The sequence below is a fragment of the Streptomyces sp. MK7 genome (genome assembly GCF_032658145.1).
Lineage (GTDB): Bacteria > Actinomycetota > Actinomycetes > Streptomycetales > Streptomycetaceae > Streptomyces > Streptomyces spiralis.
Window position 1 is genome coordinate 329596 of sequence record NZ_JAVACL010000004.1, and the last position, 15261, is coordinate 344856.

Annotated in this window: 16 protein-coding genes; 11 read left to right on the plus strand and 5 right to left on the minus strand. The window is 71.9% G+C overall.

The features are described 5' to 3' along the window. The first annotated feature begins 98 nt into the window (after positions 1–98). Entirely contained in the window at positions 99–476 is a 378-nt protein-coding gene (locus R2S09_RS08260; RefSeq protein ID WP_306189539.1) for a WhiB family transcriptional regulator, read from the plus strand. Between the two features lie 137 nt (positions 477–613). Here the strand turns inward: R2S09_RS08260 and glpX are convergent, their stop codons facing one another. Continuing rightward, positions 614–1648 (minus strand): class II fructose-bisphosphatase, encoded by a 1035-nt coding sequence (glpX, locus tag R2S09_RS08265; RefSeq protein WP_306189538.1) that lies wholly within the window; start codon positions 1646–1648, stop codon positions 614–616. A gap of 125 nt (positions 1649–1773) precedes the next feature. On the opposite strand from glpX, the gene R2S09_RS08270 reads away from it, so the two are divergent. Continuing rightward, entirely contained in the window at positions 1774–2304 is a 531-nt protein-coding gene (locus R2S09_RS08270; RefSeq protein ID WP_316740286.1) for a DUF4245 domain-containing protein, read from the plus strand. A gap of 87 nt (positions 2305–2391) precedes the next feature. Here the strand turns inward: R2S09_RS08270 and R2S09_RS08275 are convergent, their stop codons facing one another. Continuing rightward, positions 2392–2649: an exodeoxyribonuclease VII small subunit gene (locus R2S09_RS08275; RefSeq protein WP_306189536.1), complete on the minus strand. Its 258-nt coding sequence runs from the start codon at positions 2647–2649 to the stop codon at positions 2392–2394. A 9-nt stretch (positions 2650–2658) separates the two neighbouring features. Further along, complete coding sequence (xseA, locus tag R2S09_RS08280; RefSeq protein WP_306189535.1) at positions 2659–3867, minus strand: exodeoxyribonuclease VII large subunit; 1209 nt, start codon at positions 3865–3867, stop codon at positions 2659–2661. 135 nt (positions 3868–4002) lie between these two features. Here xseA and R2S09_RS08285 point away from each other — a divergent pair, with 135 nt between their 5' ends. Then, complete coding sequence (locus R2S09_RS08285) at positions 4003–5019, plus strand: 4-hydroxy-3-methylbut-2-enyl diphosphate reductase (protein ID WP_316740287.1); 1017 nt, start codon at positions 4003–4005, stop codon at positions 5017–5019. Positions 5020–5066: 47 nt separating this feature from the next. After that, positions 5067–5813, plus strand: a complete 747-nt coding sequence (ppgK, locus tag R2S09_RS08290; RefSeq protein WP_306189533.1) for a polyphosphate--glucose phosphotransferase — start codon at positions 5067–5069, stop codon at positions 5811–5813. A 55-nt stretch (positions 5814–5868) separates the two neighbouring features. Here ppgK and R2S09_RS08295 read toward each other — a convergent pair whose 3' ends face one another. Then, on the minus strand, positions 5869–6456 hold the full coding sequence (locus R2S09_RS08295) for a DUF6542 domain-containing protein (RefSeq protein WP_316740288.1): 588 nt from the start codon (positions 6454–6456) through the stop codon (positions 5869–5871). Between the two features lie 165 nt (positions 6457–6621). Between R2S09_RS08295 and ychF the strand changes: the two genes are divergently transcribed. Continuing rightward, on the plus strand, positions 6622–7710 hold the full coding sequence (gene ychF / locus R2S09_RS08300) for a redox-regulated ATPase YchF (protein WP_306189531.1): 1089 nt from the start codon (positions 6622–6624) through the stop codon (positions 7708–7710). Between the two features lie 199 nt (positions 7711–7909). On the opposite strand, the gene R2S09_RS08305 is transcribed toward ychF, so the two are convergent. Next, positions 7910–8926, minus strand: a complete 1017-nt coding sequence (locus R2S09_RS08305) for a dihydrodipicolinate synthase family protein (protein WP_306189530.1) — start codon at positions 8924–8926, stop codon at positions 7910–7912. Positions 8927–8997: 71 nt separating this feature from the next. Here R2S09_RS08305 and R2S09_RS08310 point away from each other — a divergent pair, with 71 nt between their 5' ends. The 6 genes from R2S09_RS08310 to R2S09_RS08335 all read left to right on the plus strand — a co-directional run bounded on the left by R2S09_RS08310 (position 8998) and on the right by R2S09_RS08335 (position 15257). Further along, on the plus strand, positions 8998–9945 hold the full coding sequence (locus R2S09_RS08310) for a LysR family transcriptional regulator (RefSeq protein ID WP_306189529.1): 948 nt from the start codon (positions 8998–9000) through the stop codon (positions 9943–9945). 581 nt (positions 9946–10526) lie between these two features. After that, positions 10527–11492, plus strand: coding sequence for an ABC transporter ATP-binding protein (locus tag R2S09_RS08315; protein WP_316740289.1), 966 nt, complete (start codon positions 10527–10529; stop codon positions 11490–11492). Further along, entirely contained in the window at positions 11489–12292 is an 804-nt protein-coding gene (locus tag R2S09_RS08320) for an ABC transporter permease (RefSeq protein WP_316740290.1), read from the plus strand. The genes R2S09_RS08315 and R2S09_RS08320 overlap by 4 nt, the downstream gene beginning before the upstream one ends. Before the next feature lie 173 nt (positions 12293–12465). Beyond that, the gene (locus tag R2S09_RS08325) at positions 12466–13422 is read left to right on the plus strand and encodes an ACP S-malonyltransferase (protein WP_316740291.1); all 957 of its coding nucleotides are present in this window, start codon (positions 12466–12468) and stop codon (positions 13420–13422) included. Beyond that, complete coding sequence (locus tag R2S09_RS08330; protein ID WP_316740292.1) at positions 13409–14998, plus strand: class I adenylate-forming enzyme family protein; 1590 nt, start codon at positions 13409–13411, stop codon at positions 14996–14998. Before R2S09_RS08325 ends, R2S09_RS08330 begins: the two co-directional genes overlap by 14 nt. Beyond that, positions 14979–15257, plus strand: coding sequence for an acyl carrier protein (locus tag R2S09_RS08335; protein WP_189895502.1), 279 nt, complete (start codon positions 14979–14981; stop codon positions 15255–15257). Before R2S09_RS08330 ends, R2S09_RS08335 begins: the two co-directional genes overlap by 20 nt. Positions 15258–15261: the final 4 nt, after the last annotated feature.

Genomic DNA, 15261 nt, shown 5'->3' on the forward strand with positions numbered 1-15261 from the left:
CAACCGCACGGTCGGGAACTCAGTGCATAGGCGCGCGCACAGCGGGTAGGCCTTGCTGCATCGTCTCTCGCTCGCGAAGCCGTCGTCAGGAGAAGACCGTGCTGCAACCGCCGCATTCGTCCCTGCAGGTAGCTGCCGTTCCGGCCCCGCGGGTGCCAGTGCGGGACAGGGACCAAGACGCACCCTGGCACACCGAGGCGGTGTGCCGGCGCGACGAGGCCGGCCTGTTCTTCGCGCCCTCGAAGGAGCCCACCGCCGCGCGGCTGTCGCGCGAGGAGGCGGCCAAGCGGGTCTGCGCGCGCTGCCCGGTGATGGTGGAGTGCCGTGAGCACGCGCTGCTGCAACCGGAGCCGTACGGCGTCTGGGGCGGCCTCACCGCCGCCGAGCGCCGCGTCGTCCTCGCCCGGCGCCGCCGGCGCGAACTGGAGCTCAAGAAGGCGGCCCGCGCGACGGGCCGTATAGCGGCGGCCGGCTAGCCGGATCCCCGGCAGGGCCATTCCCGGCACGCCGGCACGCGTTCCTCGGCACGCGTATGGGGCGCTCCCTCCGCACAGGGAGCGCCCCATACCTGCTCTGTACCGGGCCTTCGGGCGGGGCGCCGGCCGCCCGCCCGCTACCTCGCGCGGTCGAAGTCGATCGCGCTGTACGCCCGCAGCTTGCTCAGCCGGTGCTCGGACTCGATCCGCCGCACCGTGCCCGACTTGGAGCGCATGACGATCGAGTCGGTCGTCGCCGTCTCCGAGCGGTAGCGCACCCCGCGCAGCAGCTCGCCGTCGGTGATGCCGGTCGCGACGAAGAAGACGTTCTCGCCCGAGACCAGGTCGTCCGTGGTCAGCACGCGGTCGAGGTCGTGCCCGGCGTCGATCGCCCGCTGCCGCTCCTCGTCGTCCTTGGGCCACAGCTTGCCCTGGATCGTGCCGCCCAGGCACTTCACGGCGCAGGCCGAGATGATGCCCTCGGGCGTGCCGCCGATGCCGAGCAGCAGGTCGACGCCGGTGCCCTCGCGCAGTGCGTAGATCGAGCCGGCCACGTCGCCGTCGGAGATCAGCTTGATGCGCGCGCCCGCCTCCCGGACCTCCTGGATGAGGCCCTGGTGCCGCGGCCGGTCCAGGATGACGACGGTGACGTCCTCGGGGGTGCCCCGCTTGGCCTTGGCGACGCGCTTGATGTTCACCGACACCGGCGCGTCGATGTCCACGAAGTCGGCCGCGTCCGGGCCGGTCACCAGCTTGTCCATGTAGAACACGGCGGACGGGTCGAACATCGCGCCGCGTTCGGTGGCGGCCAGCACCGCGATCGCGTTCGGCATGCCCTTGGCGGTCAGCGTGGTGCCGTCGATCGGGTCGACCGCGATGTCGACCTCCGGGCCGGTGCCGTCGCCCACGCGCTCTCCGTTGAAGAGCATCGGGGCCTCGTCCTTCTCGCCCTCGCCGATGACGACGACGCCGTTCATCGACACGGTGGAGACGAGGGTGCGCATGGCGCGGACCGCGGCGCCGTCGGCGCCGTTCTTGTCACCGCGCCCGACCCACCGGCCCGCGGCCATCGCCGCGGCCTCGGTGACCCGGACCAGTTCCAGGGCGATGTTGCGGTCGGGAGCCTCTTCGGGGACTTCCAGCTCGGACGGCAAAAGATGATGTTCGGTCATCGGAGCGCACCTTTCTGATACGACGACGGCCGGATGAGGGTGTGTCCCGACTCTATCGCTGAGCAGACAAAATGAGCAGGGGACCCCACGGATGAGCGGTCCGGGCACCTGCGACGATAGGGGGCGTGGCAGGTTCGAACGGCAAGCAGAAGTCGGTCCGGAGCATGATCCTCTCCCTGGGAGTGATCGTGATCGCGGCCGCGAGCATCTATCTCTTCATCCCGCACGACGATCACGCTCCCGACATCCAGCGGGTCGACTACCGCGTCGAACTGCTCACCGCGCGCCGCGCCGCCCCGTACGCGGTGGCCGCGCCCGAGGGCCTGCCCGAGACCTGGAAGCCCACCTCCGTCCGCTACCGGGCCGACCAGGACAACCGCTGGCATCTGGGTTTCCAGGATCCCGAGGGCCAATACGTGGCGATCGAGCAGTCCACTCAGAAGCGCAAGGACTTCATCGACGACGCCAGCCAGGGCGGCCGCGCCACCAAGGTCACCCAGGAGATCGACGGCCGCACCTGGACCCGGTACACCGGCGGCCGCTACGACGCCCTCGTACTGGAGGACGCCAAGGGCTCCACCACGGTGGTGGCGGGCACGGCCTCCTTCGGCCAGCTGACGAAGATGGCGCAGGCGCTGGAGCTGAAGAAGTCCTGAAGTACTGACCTGACCTCCCGCTCCCCGGGGACCTCACCCGCTCCTGAGGACCTCACCCGCGCCCGGGACTACCCGCCCCCGGAGACCTCACCCGGAGGATTCCGCCTCGTCCTCGGCCGCCTCCTCGGCCAGTGCCGCGTCCAGGCGCGCACGGGCGCCCTCCAGCCAGCGCCGGCAGACCTTGGCCAGCTCCTCGCCCCGCTCCCACAGCGCGAGGGACTCCTCCAGGCTCGTACCGCCCGCCTCCAGACGCCGGACGACCTCGATCAGCTCGTCCCGTGCCTGCTCGTAGCCGAGCGTCTCGTCCGCGGCCGCCGTGCTGCCTGCTGCGGTGTTGCTTGTCATCCGCCCACCCTATGTGTCGACCCGAACTGTGAACTCGCCCCCGGCGACCCGGGCGCGCAGCGCCTCGTCCGCCGCGACCTCGGCCGGGTCGCGGACCACGTGCCCGTCGGCCTTCTGCAGCACGGCGTACCCGCGGCGCAGTGTCGCGGCGGGGGAGAGGGCCACTACGCGCGCGTGCGTGTGCGTCAGCTCCGAGTCGGCGCGGTCCAGCAGGTGCCGCAGCGTGCGCCGGCCGCGGTCCAGCAGCGAGGCGACATGGTCCGACCGCTCATCGATCATGCGGTGCGGATCCTCCATGCAGGGCCGCGCCAGCGCGTGGGCGAGGCCCCGCTCCTCCCGCTCGACCAGCGCACTCACGCACCGCCGGGCGCGGTCGCGCAGCTGCCGTACCCGCTCGAGCTCCTCGCCGACGTCCGGCACGACCTTCTTGGCGGCGTCGGTGGGCGTGGAGGCGCGCAGGTCGGCGACGTAGTCGAGCAAAGGGGTGTCCGGCTCGTGCCCGATCGCGGAGACGACCGGCGTACGGCAGGACGCCACCGCGCGGACCAGCTGCTCGTCGGAGAACGGCAGCAGGTCCTCCACGCTGCCGCCGCCGCGCGCGACGATGATCACGTCCACCTCGTCGAGCGCGTCGAGCTCCTTGACGGCCTGTACGACCTGCGGAACGGCGTGCACGCCCTGCACCGCGACGTTGCGCACCTCGAAGCGGACGGCGGGCCAGCGGTGCCGGGCGTTCTCCAGCACGTCCCGCTCGGCGGCGGAGGCGCGGCCGCAGACCAGGCCGATCAGCTGGGGGAGGAAGGGCAGCACCTTCTTCCGCTCGGGCGCGAACAGTCCCTCGGCGGCCAGCGACTTCTTCAGCTGCTCCAGGCGGGCCAGCAGCTCGCCGACGCCCACCGGCCGTATCTCGGCGGCCCGCAGGGACAGCTGCCCGCGCGGGGCGTACCACTCCGGCTTGGCGTGCACGACGACGCGGGCGCCCTCGCCGACGACGTCGGCGACCGCGTCGAACACCTCGCGGTAGCAGGTCACGCCGACCGAGATGTTGTACGACGGGTCGCGCAGCGTCAGGAACACCACGCCCGCGCCCGGCCGCCGCGACAGCTGGGTGATCTGACCCTCGACCCACACCGCGCCGAGCCGGTCGATCCAGCCGCCGATGAGCCGCGAGACCTCACCGACCGGCAGCGGGGATTCGGGGGACGTGGTGACAGCCATGTCCGCGAGCGTAGCCGCCGCCACCGACAACGCGGGCGGTGGCGGCACCGCGCGGGGGTGATCGCGCCGTCGCGCCGGGCCGGTGCTCCCGGCGACACCCCCGGCGATCTTCCGGCCGCCGGGTGCGGCCTTACGATGGGTGCCATGACTGCTACGTCTGGCCGCCGTGTCCTGCTCGCCGCCCCCCGGGGCTACTGCGCGGGTGTGGACCGTGCCGTGATCGCCGTCGAGAAGGCCCTGGAGCAGTACGGGGCTCCGGTGTACGTCCGGCACGAGATCGTCCACAACAAGTACGTCGTGCAGACCCTGGAGAAGAAGGGCGCCGTCTTCGTCGAGCGGACGGAGGAGGTGCCGCCGGGCAACATCGTGATGTTCTCCGCGCACGGCGTGGCGCCCGTCGTCCACGAGGAGGCCGAGCGCGGCCGCCTCGCCACCATCGACGCCACCTGCCCGCTGGTCACCAAGGTCCACAAGGAGGCCGCCCGCTTCGCCAAGGAGGACTACGACATCCTCCTGATCGGGCACGAGGGCCACGAGGAGGTCATCGGCACCTCCGGCGAGGCCCCCGACCACATCCAGCTCGTCGACGGTCCCGAGGACGTCGCCAAGGTCGAGGTCCGTGACCCGTCGAAGGTCGTCTGGCTCTCCCAGACCACGCTGTCGGTGGACGAGACCATGGAGACGGTCGACGCCCTGAAGGAGAAGTTCCCGCAGCTGATCTCCCCGCCGAGCGACGACATCTGCTACGCCACGCAGAACCGCCAGCTCGCCGTCAAGCAGATGGGCGCCGAGGCGGACCTGGTGATCGTGGTCGGCTCCCGCAACTCCTCCAACTCCAAGCGTCTGGTGGAGGTCGCCAAGCTCGCGGGCGCGGCCCAGGCCTACCTCGTGGACTTCGCCGACGAGATCGACGAGGCCTGGCTGGAGGGCGTGACGACGGTCGGCGTGACGTCGGGCGCGTCGGTGCCCGAGGTCCTGGTCGAGCAGGTGCTCGAGTGGCTGGCCCGGCGCGGCTTCGAGGACGTGGAGATCGTCAGGGCGGCGGAGGAGTCCATCACCTTCTCCCTGCCCAAGGAGCTCCGCCGGGACCTGCGCGAGGAGGCCGCCGCGATGGTGGCCGAGCGCGGCGGATCGGGTACGCCGCAGGCGTGATCGCCGATGACGCCGTGGCTGTCAGTCGCACGTCGTAACGTGGAGCCATGCAGATCTTCGGTGTGGACATCGGCGGGTCGGGGATCAAGGGCGCCCCGGTGGACCTGGGCAAGGGCGACCTGGCCCAGGAGCGCTTCAAGGTGCTGACCCCGCATCCGGCGACGCCCGACGGGGTGGCCGACGGTGTCAAGCAGGTCGTCGACCACTTCGGCTGGACGGGACCGGTCGGGCTGACGTTCCCGGGCGTGGTCACCGGCGGCGCCACGGTCCGCACGGCGGCGAACGTCGACAAGAGCTGGATCGACACCGACGCGCGCGCCCTGTTCGGCGAGCGGCTGGGCGGCCTGCCGGTGACCGTGGTCAACGACGCGGACGCGGCGGGCGTCGCCGAGATGCACTTCGGCGCCGGCCAGGGACGCCGGGGCACCGTGATCCTGCTGACCTTCGGCACCGGCATCGGCAGCGCGGTCTTCGTCGACGGCACCCTCGTCGCCAACACGGAGCTGGGCCATCTGGAGCTGGACGGCCACGAGGCGGAGAAACGGGCCTCCAGCAAGGCCAAGGACGACCACCAGCTGTCCTGGGAGCAGTGGGGCCACCGCGTCGAGAAGTACCTCGCCCACCTCGAGATGCTCTTCTCCCCGGAGCTGTTCATCCTCGGTGGCGGCGTCAGCCGCAAGGCCGACAAGTTCCTGCCCGTCATCAAGGGCGTCAGAGCCCCGATCGTCCCCGCCCAGCTGCAGAACAACGCGGGCATCGTGGGCGCGGCGATGCGGGCGGCGGAGGGCGCGTAGCCGAGCGGCGGGGCGCCCGGGACCGGAGGGGGGAGCGCCCAGGTGCTCCCGTCCCTCACCGCGGCGGGCGGCGTCCGGCCCGTGCCCGGGCGGGCGCGGGTGCGGGTGCGGCGCGCCGCAGCAGAGCCGTGACCCCCGCGATCAGCGTTCCCCCGTACAACCACAGCGCCTGCGCGGCGAGCGCGGTGACCAGGCTGACCAGCGTGCCGAGAAAGCCGTCGCCCTCGGCCAGGGGCAGCAGGCCCACGGCGAACCCGATGGGCACCACGACCGGCGAGGTCAGCAGATCGCCCCGGCGCACCCACACGGCGGTCAGCACACACACCGGCAGGAACAGCACGCCGTACCCGGTCTGGGACCCGCCGAACAGCAGCTGGTCGAGACAGCCCAGCAGGAACATCAGCGTCCCGCAGAACAGTCCGGCCCCCAGGCCCGTGAACTGCGGGTTGGGCAGCCGCCGCAGCCGTCGTATGGCGGCGGCGGGGCCGGAGACGGGAGCCGCGGCGGCCGGACGCCGCGCCCCCGCGGGGTGCCGTGCCGAGGGCCGGCGGCCCTGCGCGCCCTGCCGTGCCGCCTGCGGCGGCGTCGGGGGCCCGCCGCGTCGCGGTCCGTGCTGCTGAGGTCGCGTCCTGGGTTGCTCCACTGGACCAACCTAGGTCTGTTTATGTGCTGAATAGGCCGTTTGACACGCCGCGTGGCGCGGCCTGGCCAAGCGTTCGAACCGCCGCGGGGGCCGGGTCGCGACACGCCGTAGACTGGTGGATCGGCCGCCTGGCCGCCAGTCTCCTCACGTACGGGAAGTCGCAACGTGTCGCTCACGATCGGAATCGTCGGTCTGCCGAACGTCGGCAAGTCGACCCTGTTCAACGCCCTGACCAAGAACGACGTGCTCGCGGCCAACTACCCGTTCGCCACGATCGAGCCGAACGTCGGTGTCGTGGGCGTCCCGGACGGTCGTCTCGCCCAGCTCGCCTCGATCTTCAAGTCGGAGCGGATCCTGCCGGCCACGGTCGACTTCGTCGACATCGCCGGCATCGTGCGCGGCGCCAGCGAGGGCGAGGGCCTGGGCAACAAGTTCCTCGCCAACATCCGCGAGTCGGACGCGATCTGCCAGGTCATCCGCGCCTTCAAGGACGAGAACGTCGTCCACGTCGACGGCAAGGTCTCGCCGAAGAACGACATCGAGACGATCAACACCGAGCTGATCCTCGCCGACCTCCAGACCATCGAGAAGGTCCTCCCGCGCCTCCAGAAGGAATCGCGGATCAAGAAGGACGTGGCCCCGAAGGTCAAGGCCGTCGAGGAGGCCAAGGAGATCCTGGAGAAGGGCGACACGCTCTTCGCGCACGGCATCGTCCAGGGCAGCGAGCGCGCGGAACTCCTCCACGACCTGCACCTGCTCACGACGAAGCCCTTCCTCTACGTCTTCAACGTCGACGAGGACGAACTGATCGACGAGGACTTCAAGAACGAGCAGCGCGCCCTGGTCGCCCCCGCCGAGGCGATCTTCCTCAACGCCAAGCTGGAGGCCGACCTCGCCGAGCTGGACGAGGAGGAGGCCCTGGAGCTGCTGGAGTCCGTCGGCCAGCACGAGCCGGGCCTGGCCACCCTCGCCCGCGTCGGCTTCAACACCCTGGGCCTGCAGACCTACCTGACGGCCGGCCCCAAGGAATCCCGCGCCTGGACCATCAAGAAGGGCGCCACCGCCCCCGAGGCCGCCGGCGTGATCCACACCGACTTCCAGAAGGGCTTCATCAAGGCCGAGGTCATCTCCTTCGGGGACCTCCTCGAGGCCGGCTCGGTCGCCGAGGCCCGCGCCAAGGGCAAGGCCCGCATGGAGGGCAAGGAGTACGTGATGCAGGACGGGGACGTGGTGGAGTTCCGCTTCAATGTCTAGCCGGTGACATGACATCACTTCAATGATCTGGCAGACATGCAGGTCGGAGGGGGTCTGACTCTTCGGGGTCAGGCCCCTGGGTGTCGTCCTGCCGGTCGCGTGACGCACAGCGCGGCCGCCCTGGTTTCGGCGCGCTTTCGGACCGGAACATCGTGCACCTTCGGCGCCGCCGGGGTGGCGGCGGCGATGAACCCGCGACCTACTTCATGGAGGTCGGCTCCGACGGCCGCAGGCTGCGCCAGGTCGAGCTCGCCGACGACGGAACCGCGCTGAAGAGCGGCCCCGATGACTGAACCCCGGCCTCGTGAAGGTCTTGGCCGGTCCAGGCTGTGGCCAGGTCTGCTGCCCGCCGTACCGAATCGGCGGAGGCGGCCAGCAGCGGCAGCCGGACGGCCGGGCTGGGAATGCGGCCCTGGGCGTGCAGCAACCCCTTGATCACGGTCGGGTTCGGCTCGGCGAAGAGCGCGGTCGACAGCCGGGCCAGCTCGGCTCCCAGCCTGCGGGCCGGTCCGGTGGCGTCGCTCTGCCAGAGCGAGATCAGCTCGGCATAGTCGGCGGTGCGGACGTTGGCCGACGCCAGGATGCCGCCGCGGGCGCCCGCCGCGAGCAGTGGCGAGATGACGGCGTCATCGCCGCCGAGCACCGAGAAGCCCGGAGCCGACGAGCCGAGCAGTTCCATCGTGGCGGCGTCGATCGCACCGGTCGCGTACTTGACCCCGACGACCTCTGGAATGTTCCTCAGCGCGTGCAGCGTGCCGGTACTGAGGGGCTGGCCGGTGCGGTACGGGATGTCGTAGACGACCAGCGGCAGGCCCCCGTGTTCGGCGAGTGCCGTGAAGTGCGCCAGCGTTCCCGCCTCGCCTGGCCGGATGTAGGGCGGTGCGGGAACCAGCGCCGCAGTGACGTCACCGCTCTGAGCGAGTTCCCGGAGTGTCGTGATGGCGGCGACGGTGTCGTTGGTGCCGACGCCGACGATCAGCGGAGCTCCGTGTGCCCGGCAGGCAGCCGAGCAGATGCGGACCACGTCCTGCTTCTCCTCGGTGGTCAGCGTGGCCGCCTCCGCGGTGGTTCCCAGGGCTACAAGTCCGCGGGCGCCGCCGACCGACAGCGCCTCATCGGCGAGGCGGCCGAGCGCGTCCGGAGCGAGGCGCAGGTCGTCGGTGAAGGGGGTGACCAAGGGGACGAACAGGCCGCTGAGGTTCGCTTCAGGCTTCATACGCCCAGCCTGGCCCACGGAAACCAAGTAGATCCAGTTCATGTTTCTTCGCCTATGCGTAAGCTCACCTTATGCTTGATGTCCGACGTCTCCACCTGCTGCGCGAACTGGACCGACGTGGCACCATCGCGGCCGTGGCCGAGGCCCTGACCTTCACCGCCTCGGCCGTGTCACAGCAGTTGGGGGTGCTCGAGCGCGAGGCGGGGGTGCCCCTGCTGGAACGAAGTGGCAGACGGGTGGTGCTCACACCCGCGGGCCGCACCCTTGTCACTCACGCCGACGCCATTCTCGAACGCCTCGAACTGGCGGTCTCTGAACTGGCCGGGGCACGTGAGGGCATCGGCGGGCCGCTACGGATCGGGACGTTTCCCTCCGGCGGCCCCGCGATCGTGCCCGCCATCCTGGCCGCGCTGGCCCAGCGGCATCCCGCGCTGGAACCGATGGTGCAGGAGATCGACTCGGCGCGGGTCTCCGACTGCCTGCGCGCCGGCGAACTCGACGTGGCACTCGTTCACGACTACGACTTCGTGCCCGCGTCACCGGACACCACGGTCGACCAGGTGCCGCTGCTGGAGGAGCCGATGTATCTGGCCACGGGAAGCGCCGACAGCGCTCCTGCGACCGGTTCCGCCGCTCGCGGCAACACTCTGGCGGAGCTGCTCGGACCGTGGGCCACGTCCGTATGGATCACGGCCAGGGACGGCACGACGGGTCACGCGATGGCCGTACGCGCCTGTCAGGCGGCCGGCTTCCAGCCGCGGATCCGCCATCAGGTCAACGACTTCCGTACGGTCCTTGCGCTGGCCGCGATCGGGCAAGGCGCCGGATTCGTACCGGAGATGGCCGCCACGCACGTCCCCGAGGGCGTGGTCCTGACCCGGCTGCCCCTGTTCCGTCGCTCGAAGGTCGCCTTCCGCGCGGGTGGCGGCACCCACCCGGCGATCGCAGCCTTCGTGGCGGCGGCCCGAACAGCGGTGGGCGCCACCGGCGGTGCCTCCTCACCGAACGTCTCGAATTGAGTTGCACTACACGGCTGCGACGTGCTCCATCTCGCTCGCCGGCACCGGTGCCCCGTGGGATCGGCGGCGGGGCTGTACGTCAGGCCGCCGGGCCGCAGTGTCGTGCGGTGGACGAGCCAGTCTTCCACGGAGGGAAGGCGCGCAGCCGGTCAGCGGGGCCGCGTCCGGTCTCAGCCTGGGGCCGGCGAGAGCGCTCACGGCGACACACCCTGGGCGGCCGTCCGGGAAGGTGGTGGAGAACCTCGAAGGCGCCGGTGACACCTGAAGGTGGCGCCCGGCCGGCTGGACGCGCCCGTCGCAGGTCGTGGACCTCGCCCAGGGCAGCCCGGTGGGCCGCGCCGTACGTGTACGGCCCTTGGAGACCTCGCCGGTGAAATGGCGTCACGATGGCTCACCCCCACGACGCCGACGGCCCGCACCGCCGGTGTCTCTCGTCTCAGGGCCAGCGAGTTTCGGCAGCTCAACCCGTATGCCCACACCTCGATAGGGCGGCGATAGCCGCTCCGGTTCGGCCGGATAGCGCGGGGCGCAAGAGTGGTTTCCGCCAAGGCAGCCCCCCACCGAATCGTGAGGACCTGAAGATGACCGAAACCCAACTCCGTCCGGCGCCGAGGGAGGTGAGGTCCCCGGAAGCCCCCGCCGCCGTGCTCAGCACGGTCGTCAAGCGGTTCCGCAACGCCAAGGGTGAGGAGTTCACCGCCGTCGACGGGCTGGACCTGCGGATCCGCCGCGGTGAGGTGGTGGCCTTCCTCGGGCCGAACGGCGCCGGCAAGACGACCACCATCGACATGCTGCTGGGACTCACCCGGGCCGACTCCGGTCATGTGGAGCTGTTCGGGCAGGCCCCGCAGCAGGCGGTGCGCGCCGGGCGGGTCGCCGCCGTGCTCCAGTCCGGTGGGCTGCTGCCCGACCTGACGGTCGAGGCGACCGTACGGATGCTCGGCTCGCTGCACCCCGGCGCCGACGCCGAGCACGTCATGGCCCGGGCCGGCATCACGCCGCTGCGCCACCGGCGGGTCGCCGAGTGCTCCGGCGGCGAGCAGCAGCGGCTGCGGTTCGCGGTCGCGCTGCTGTCGGACCCGGACTTCCTGGTGCTGGACGAGCCGACCGCCGGTATGGACGTCGTCGCCCGCCGGGAGTTCTGGGCCACCGTCCGCGAGGACGCCGAGCGCGGCATGACCGTCATGTTCGCCACCCACTACATGGAGGAGGCCGACCAGTTCGCCGACCGTGTGGTGATGATCGACCGGGGCCGGGTCGTCGCCGACGGCTCCGCCTCCTCCATCCGCGCGGCCATGACCGGACGTACCGTCTCCGCCCTGATCGGCCCGCGTGACGCACAGGCGGTGGCGGCCTCGCCCGCGGTCCGCTCCTGCGTGGTCCGCGGCGACCGCCACTACTTCGACGCCACCGACTCCGACGCCCTGCTGCGGGTGCTGGTCACCCAGACCTCGGCCACCGAGATCGAGGTCGCCCCGCGCAGCCTGGAGGAGGCCTTCATGGCCATCACCCACCAGGGCCGCAACGCCCAGGAGGCCTCGCGATGACCACCGTGACCGCGCCGGCCGCCGTCCCCGCCCGCGCCCGCACCTCGCCGTTCAGCGGCGTCAACCCGACCTTCGTCCGCTACGAGCTGCGCCGCCGCTTCAACCGCCAGACCACCATCTTCACCCTGCTCCTCCCGGCGGTCCTCTACCTCGCCCTGTTCCGCACCGCCCCCGCCCACGGGACGCTGCCGCACGGCAATTTCGCCGCCTGGATGATGACCGGCCTCGCGGTGTACGGCGCCGCCATGGCCGCCACCAGCTCGGCGGCCACCATCTCCGTGGAGCGGTCGGCCGGCTGGATGCGCACCATCGCGCTGAGCCCACTGGCCCCGCCCGGCTATCTGCTGGTCAAGGTGGTCTGCTCGGTCGTCATGGCCGCGGTGCCGGTCGCCATCGTCGGCGTCCTCGGCGCCCTGACCGGGGCGCACACCAGCACCAAGGTGTGGGCGACCTCCCTGCTCGTCGCCTGGCTGGGGGCCGCGGTGTTCGCCGCGCTCGGCATCGCGATGGGCCTGGTCATGAAGCCCGAGGTGGTCATGCACATGCCGGGCCTGACCATGACCGCGCTGGCCTTCCTCGGCAACCTGTTCATCCCGCTCGGCGGCACCATGCTGGAGATCTCCCGGTACACCCCGATGTACGGCGTCTCCACCCTGGCCCGCTACTGGCTCACCGACGGCTACACCTTCAGCGGCGAGCACTCCAGCCTGGCCGGCGCCGTGTTCAACATCGCCGCCTGGTTCGCCGGCTTCTCCTTCATGGCCATCCGCCGCTTCGCCAAGAGCACGGGCCGCAACTGAGCCCTCCTGTGCGGACCGTCGGGCCCGCCCTTCCCGCACACACCCTTCCATCCAAGGCCGGGGCTCCCCACGCAGCGCCCCTCCCTCCACGGCTCCCACCGCACCGCCGTACCGGCCGCCACCCGCGTCAGCGCCGCGCGACAGGTACCTGACACGAAAGGGGGATAGAACAGATGTTCGCAATCATTGCGCCGGGCCAGGGTTCCCAGACCCCCGGCATGCTCGCCGGCTGGCTGCGCGACCCGGTGTACGCCGAGCGCGTCAGGGCCTGGTCCGAGGCCGCGGACGTGGACCTGGTCCACCTGGGCACCAGGGCCCCGGCCGCGACCATCGCCCGGACCGAGCACACCCAGCCCCTGCTGGTCGCGCAGGGCTTGCTGATGCACGAGGCGCTCGCCCCGGCCGCGGCCGCGCAGACCGCGGTGGTGGCCGGCCACTCCGTCGGTGAACTGACCGCCGCCGCCCACGCCGGCGTCCTCACACCCGCCGACGCCGTACGGCTCGCCGCCGTCCGCGGCCGTGCCATGGCCGCCGCCTGCGCCGAGGCACCCACCTCGATGGCGGCCGTGGTCGGCGGCGAGGAGGCGGCGGTGCTCGCCCGGATCGCCGAACTCGGCCTGACCGCCGCCACGTTCAACGGCCCCGGCCAGATCGTCGCGGCGGGACTCCAGGAGGACCTGGGGAAGCTGGCCGCCGCACCGCCGCCCGGGGCCACCGTCAAACCGCTGCCGGTCGCCGGCGCCTTCCATACCCCCTACATGGAGCCGGCGCGCCGGACCTTCGCCGCCGCCGCCGAGGCCACCCACTTCGCCCGGCCCCACGGGCTGCTGCTCTCCAACGCGGACGGCGAGGTGCTCGCCACGCCCGAGGTGATCCGCCGGCGTCTCGTCGACCAGGTCGTACGGCCCGTGCGCTGGGACCTGTGCCTGACGAGCCTGGCCCGGCTGGCACCCGCGCTGACGGTGTCCCTGCCGCCCGCCAAGACCCTCACCAACATCCTGCGCCGCCGGCACCCCGAACTCGCCGTCCTGCCGCTCAACACCACCCGGGACATCGGCAGGGCCCAGACCCGCCTCGACGCCCTCGAGTCCGCCGTACGGGAGGAGGTGCCCGTCCATGCCGGTGTCTGACCTGCTCGCCCACCGCCGCGCCGACCGCGGCGACCACCCGGCCGTCGTCGACTCCGAGGGCCCCCTCGACTACGCCGGACTGGGCTCCGCCGTGGACCGCGCCGTCGGCTGGCTGCGCGGCCGGGGCGTCACCGCCGGCGACCGCGTCGTCCACGCCGGCCGCAACGACCGCTCCTTCCTCGCCCTCTTCTACGCCACCCTGCGCATCGGCGCGGTCTTCGTCCCCGTACACCCCGACCTGACGGACACCCAGCTCGCCCACATCGTCGACGACTGCTCCGCCGCCCTGGCGATCTGCTCGCCCGGCGCCGGAGCGAGCGCCCCGCGCACCGCCGAACCCGCCCGTGCCTGGCAGGACATCCAGCGGACCGCCGCCGACGACTTCACGGCCGAGGTCCCCGACGACGCCGTGGCCATGCTGATCTACACCTCCGGCACCACCGGCCGCCCCAAGGGCGTCGTCTGCCCGCACCGGCAGATGCGCGCCTCGCTGGAGTCCATCAACGCCTGCCTCGGCTACCGCGCCGACGACGTGGTGCTGTGCCGGCTGCCGCTCTCCTTCGACTACGGCCTCTACCAGGCGCTGCTGTGCGCCCTGACCGGCGGCACCCTCGTCCTCGCCGAACGAGCCGGGGACATGGGCCTGTTGCGGGTGATCGAGGACCACGGCGTGACGGTCGTCCCCCTGGTGCCCTCACTGGCGCAGATCCTCACCCTGCTCCAGCGCAAGCACCGGCGGCCCACGCGGGTGCGGCTGTTCACCAACACCGGGGCCCGCCCGGGCAAGGCCGTCATGGCCGAACTGCTCGACGTCTTCCCCGGATCGGGCTTCGCCTCCATGTACGGCATGACCGAGTGCAAGCGCATCTCGATCCTGGACCCCGCCGAGTACGCCGGCCACCCCGACTCCGTCGGCCGGCCCATCCCCGGCGACGAGGTCCGGATCACCGCCCCCGACGGCACCACCCTCGGCCCCCGGCAGACCGGCGAGATCGTCGTGCACGGCGCCACCGTGATGGCCGGCTACTGGGGCGTCCCCCTCGAGCAGCAGCAGCGCTACGTCCGCCGCGCCGACGGCTCGCTCGAACTGCACACCGGCGACCAGGGCTGGCTCGACGAGGACGGCCGGCTCTACTTCGTCGGCCGCGACGACGACATGATCAAACGGCGCGGCATCCGCCTCGGCCTGACCGAGATCGAGGACGCCGCCGAACGGATCCCGGGAGTGAGCGCTGCGGTCGCGCTGCGGCCCGAGCCGGAGGACGGCCCGCTGCACCTGGCGGTGCGCACCACGCTCACCGCCCAGGAGGTACGCGCCCACCTGGCGCTGCGGCTCGACCGGGCCCGCAGGCCCGACCGGATCAGCCTCATCGACACCGTGCCCCTGACCAGGAACGGCAAGCCCGACCGCAGGGCCGTCCAGCTCCTGGTCGACCCGCCCGGCCCGCCCCCCGCGGACACCGCGGCACCGGCCCCGCCGTCCGCCACCGCGGCACCGGCCCCGCCCTCCACCCCGACGCCTACCGTCGCAGAGCCCACCCAGACGAGGACCAGCCATGAACCAGTCGCAGTCTGACCAGCCGACCCAGTCGCAGTTCGACCAGCTCGTCGAGCAGGTCTGCGCCGTGACGGTCACCGATCCGGAGACCCCGCTCGTGGACCTCGGCGTGGACTCCCTGCACACCATCGCCCTGGTGATGGCGGTCGAGGAGCGCTACGGCATCGAGATCGACCCCGAGGTGATCGGCGACCCCTCGCTGACCTCCTCCGCCGGTCTGTGGCGCTCGGTGCAGGACCAGCTGGCCGCCGCGCTGCCGGCCAGAGCGGGGAGCTGAGCGG

Coding starts and splice junctions, on each gene's coding strand:
- xseA (WP_306189535.1), bottom strand. CDS start 3,867: ATGGCTGTCACCACGTCCCCCGAATCCCCGCTGCCGGTCGGTGAGGTC.
- R2S09_RS08305 (WP_306189530.1), bottom strand. CDS start 8,926: ATGAAGCCTGAAGCGAACCTCAGCGGCCTGTTCGTCCCCTTGGTCACC.
- R2S09_RS08335 (WP_189895502.1), top strand. CDS start 14,979: ATGAACCAGTCGCAGTCTGACCAGCCGACCCAGTCGCAGTTCGACCAG.
- ppgK (WP_306189533.1), top strand. CDS start 5,067: ATGCAGATCTTCGGTGTGGACATCGGCGGGTCGGGGATCAAGGGCGCC.
- R2S09_RS08325 (WP_316740291.1), top strand. CDS start 12,466: ATGTTCGCAATCATTGCGCCGGGCCAGGGTTCCCAGACCCCCGGCATG.
- R2S09_RS08330 (WP_316740292.1), top strand. CDS start 13,409: ATGCCGGTGTCTGACCTGCTCGCCCACCGCCGCGCCGACCGCGGCGAC.
- R2S09_RS08320 (WP_316740290.1), top strand. CDS start 11,489: ATGACCACCGTGACCGCGCCGGCCGCCGTCCCCGCCCGCGCCCGCACC.
- R2S09_RS08275 (WP_306189536.1), bottom strand. CDS start 2,649: ATGACAAGCAACACCGCAGCAGGCAGCACGGCGGCCGCGGACGAGACG.
- R2S09_RS08315 (WP_316740289.1), top strand. CDS start 10,527: ATGACCGAAACCCAACTCCGTCCGGCGCCGAGGGAGGTGAGGTCCCCG.
- R2S09_RS08285 (WP_316740287.1), top strand. CDS start 4,003: ATGGGTGCCATGACTGCTACGTCTGGCCGCCGTGTCCTGCTCGCCGCC.
- glpX (WP_306189538.1), bottom strand. CDS start 1,648: ATGACCGAACATCATCTTTTGCCGTCCGAGCTGGAAGTCCCCGAAGAG.
- R2S09_RS08310 (WP_306189529.1), top strand. CDS start 8,998: ATGCTTGATGTCCGACGTCTCCACCTGCTGCGCGAACTGGACCGACGT.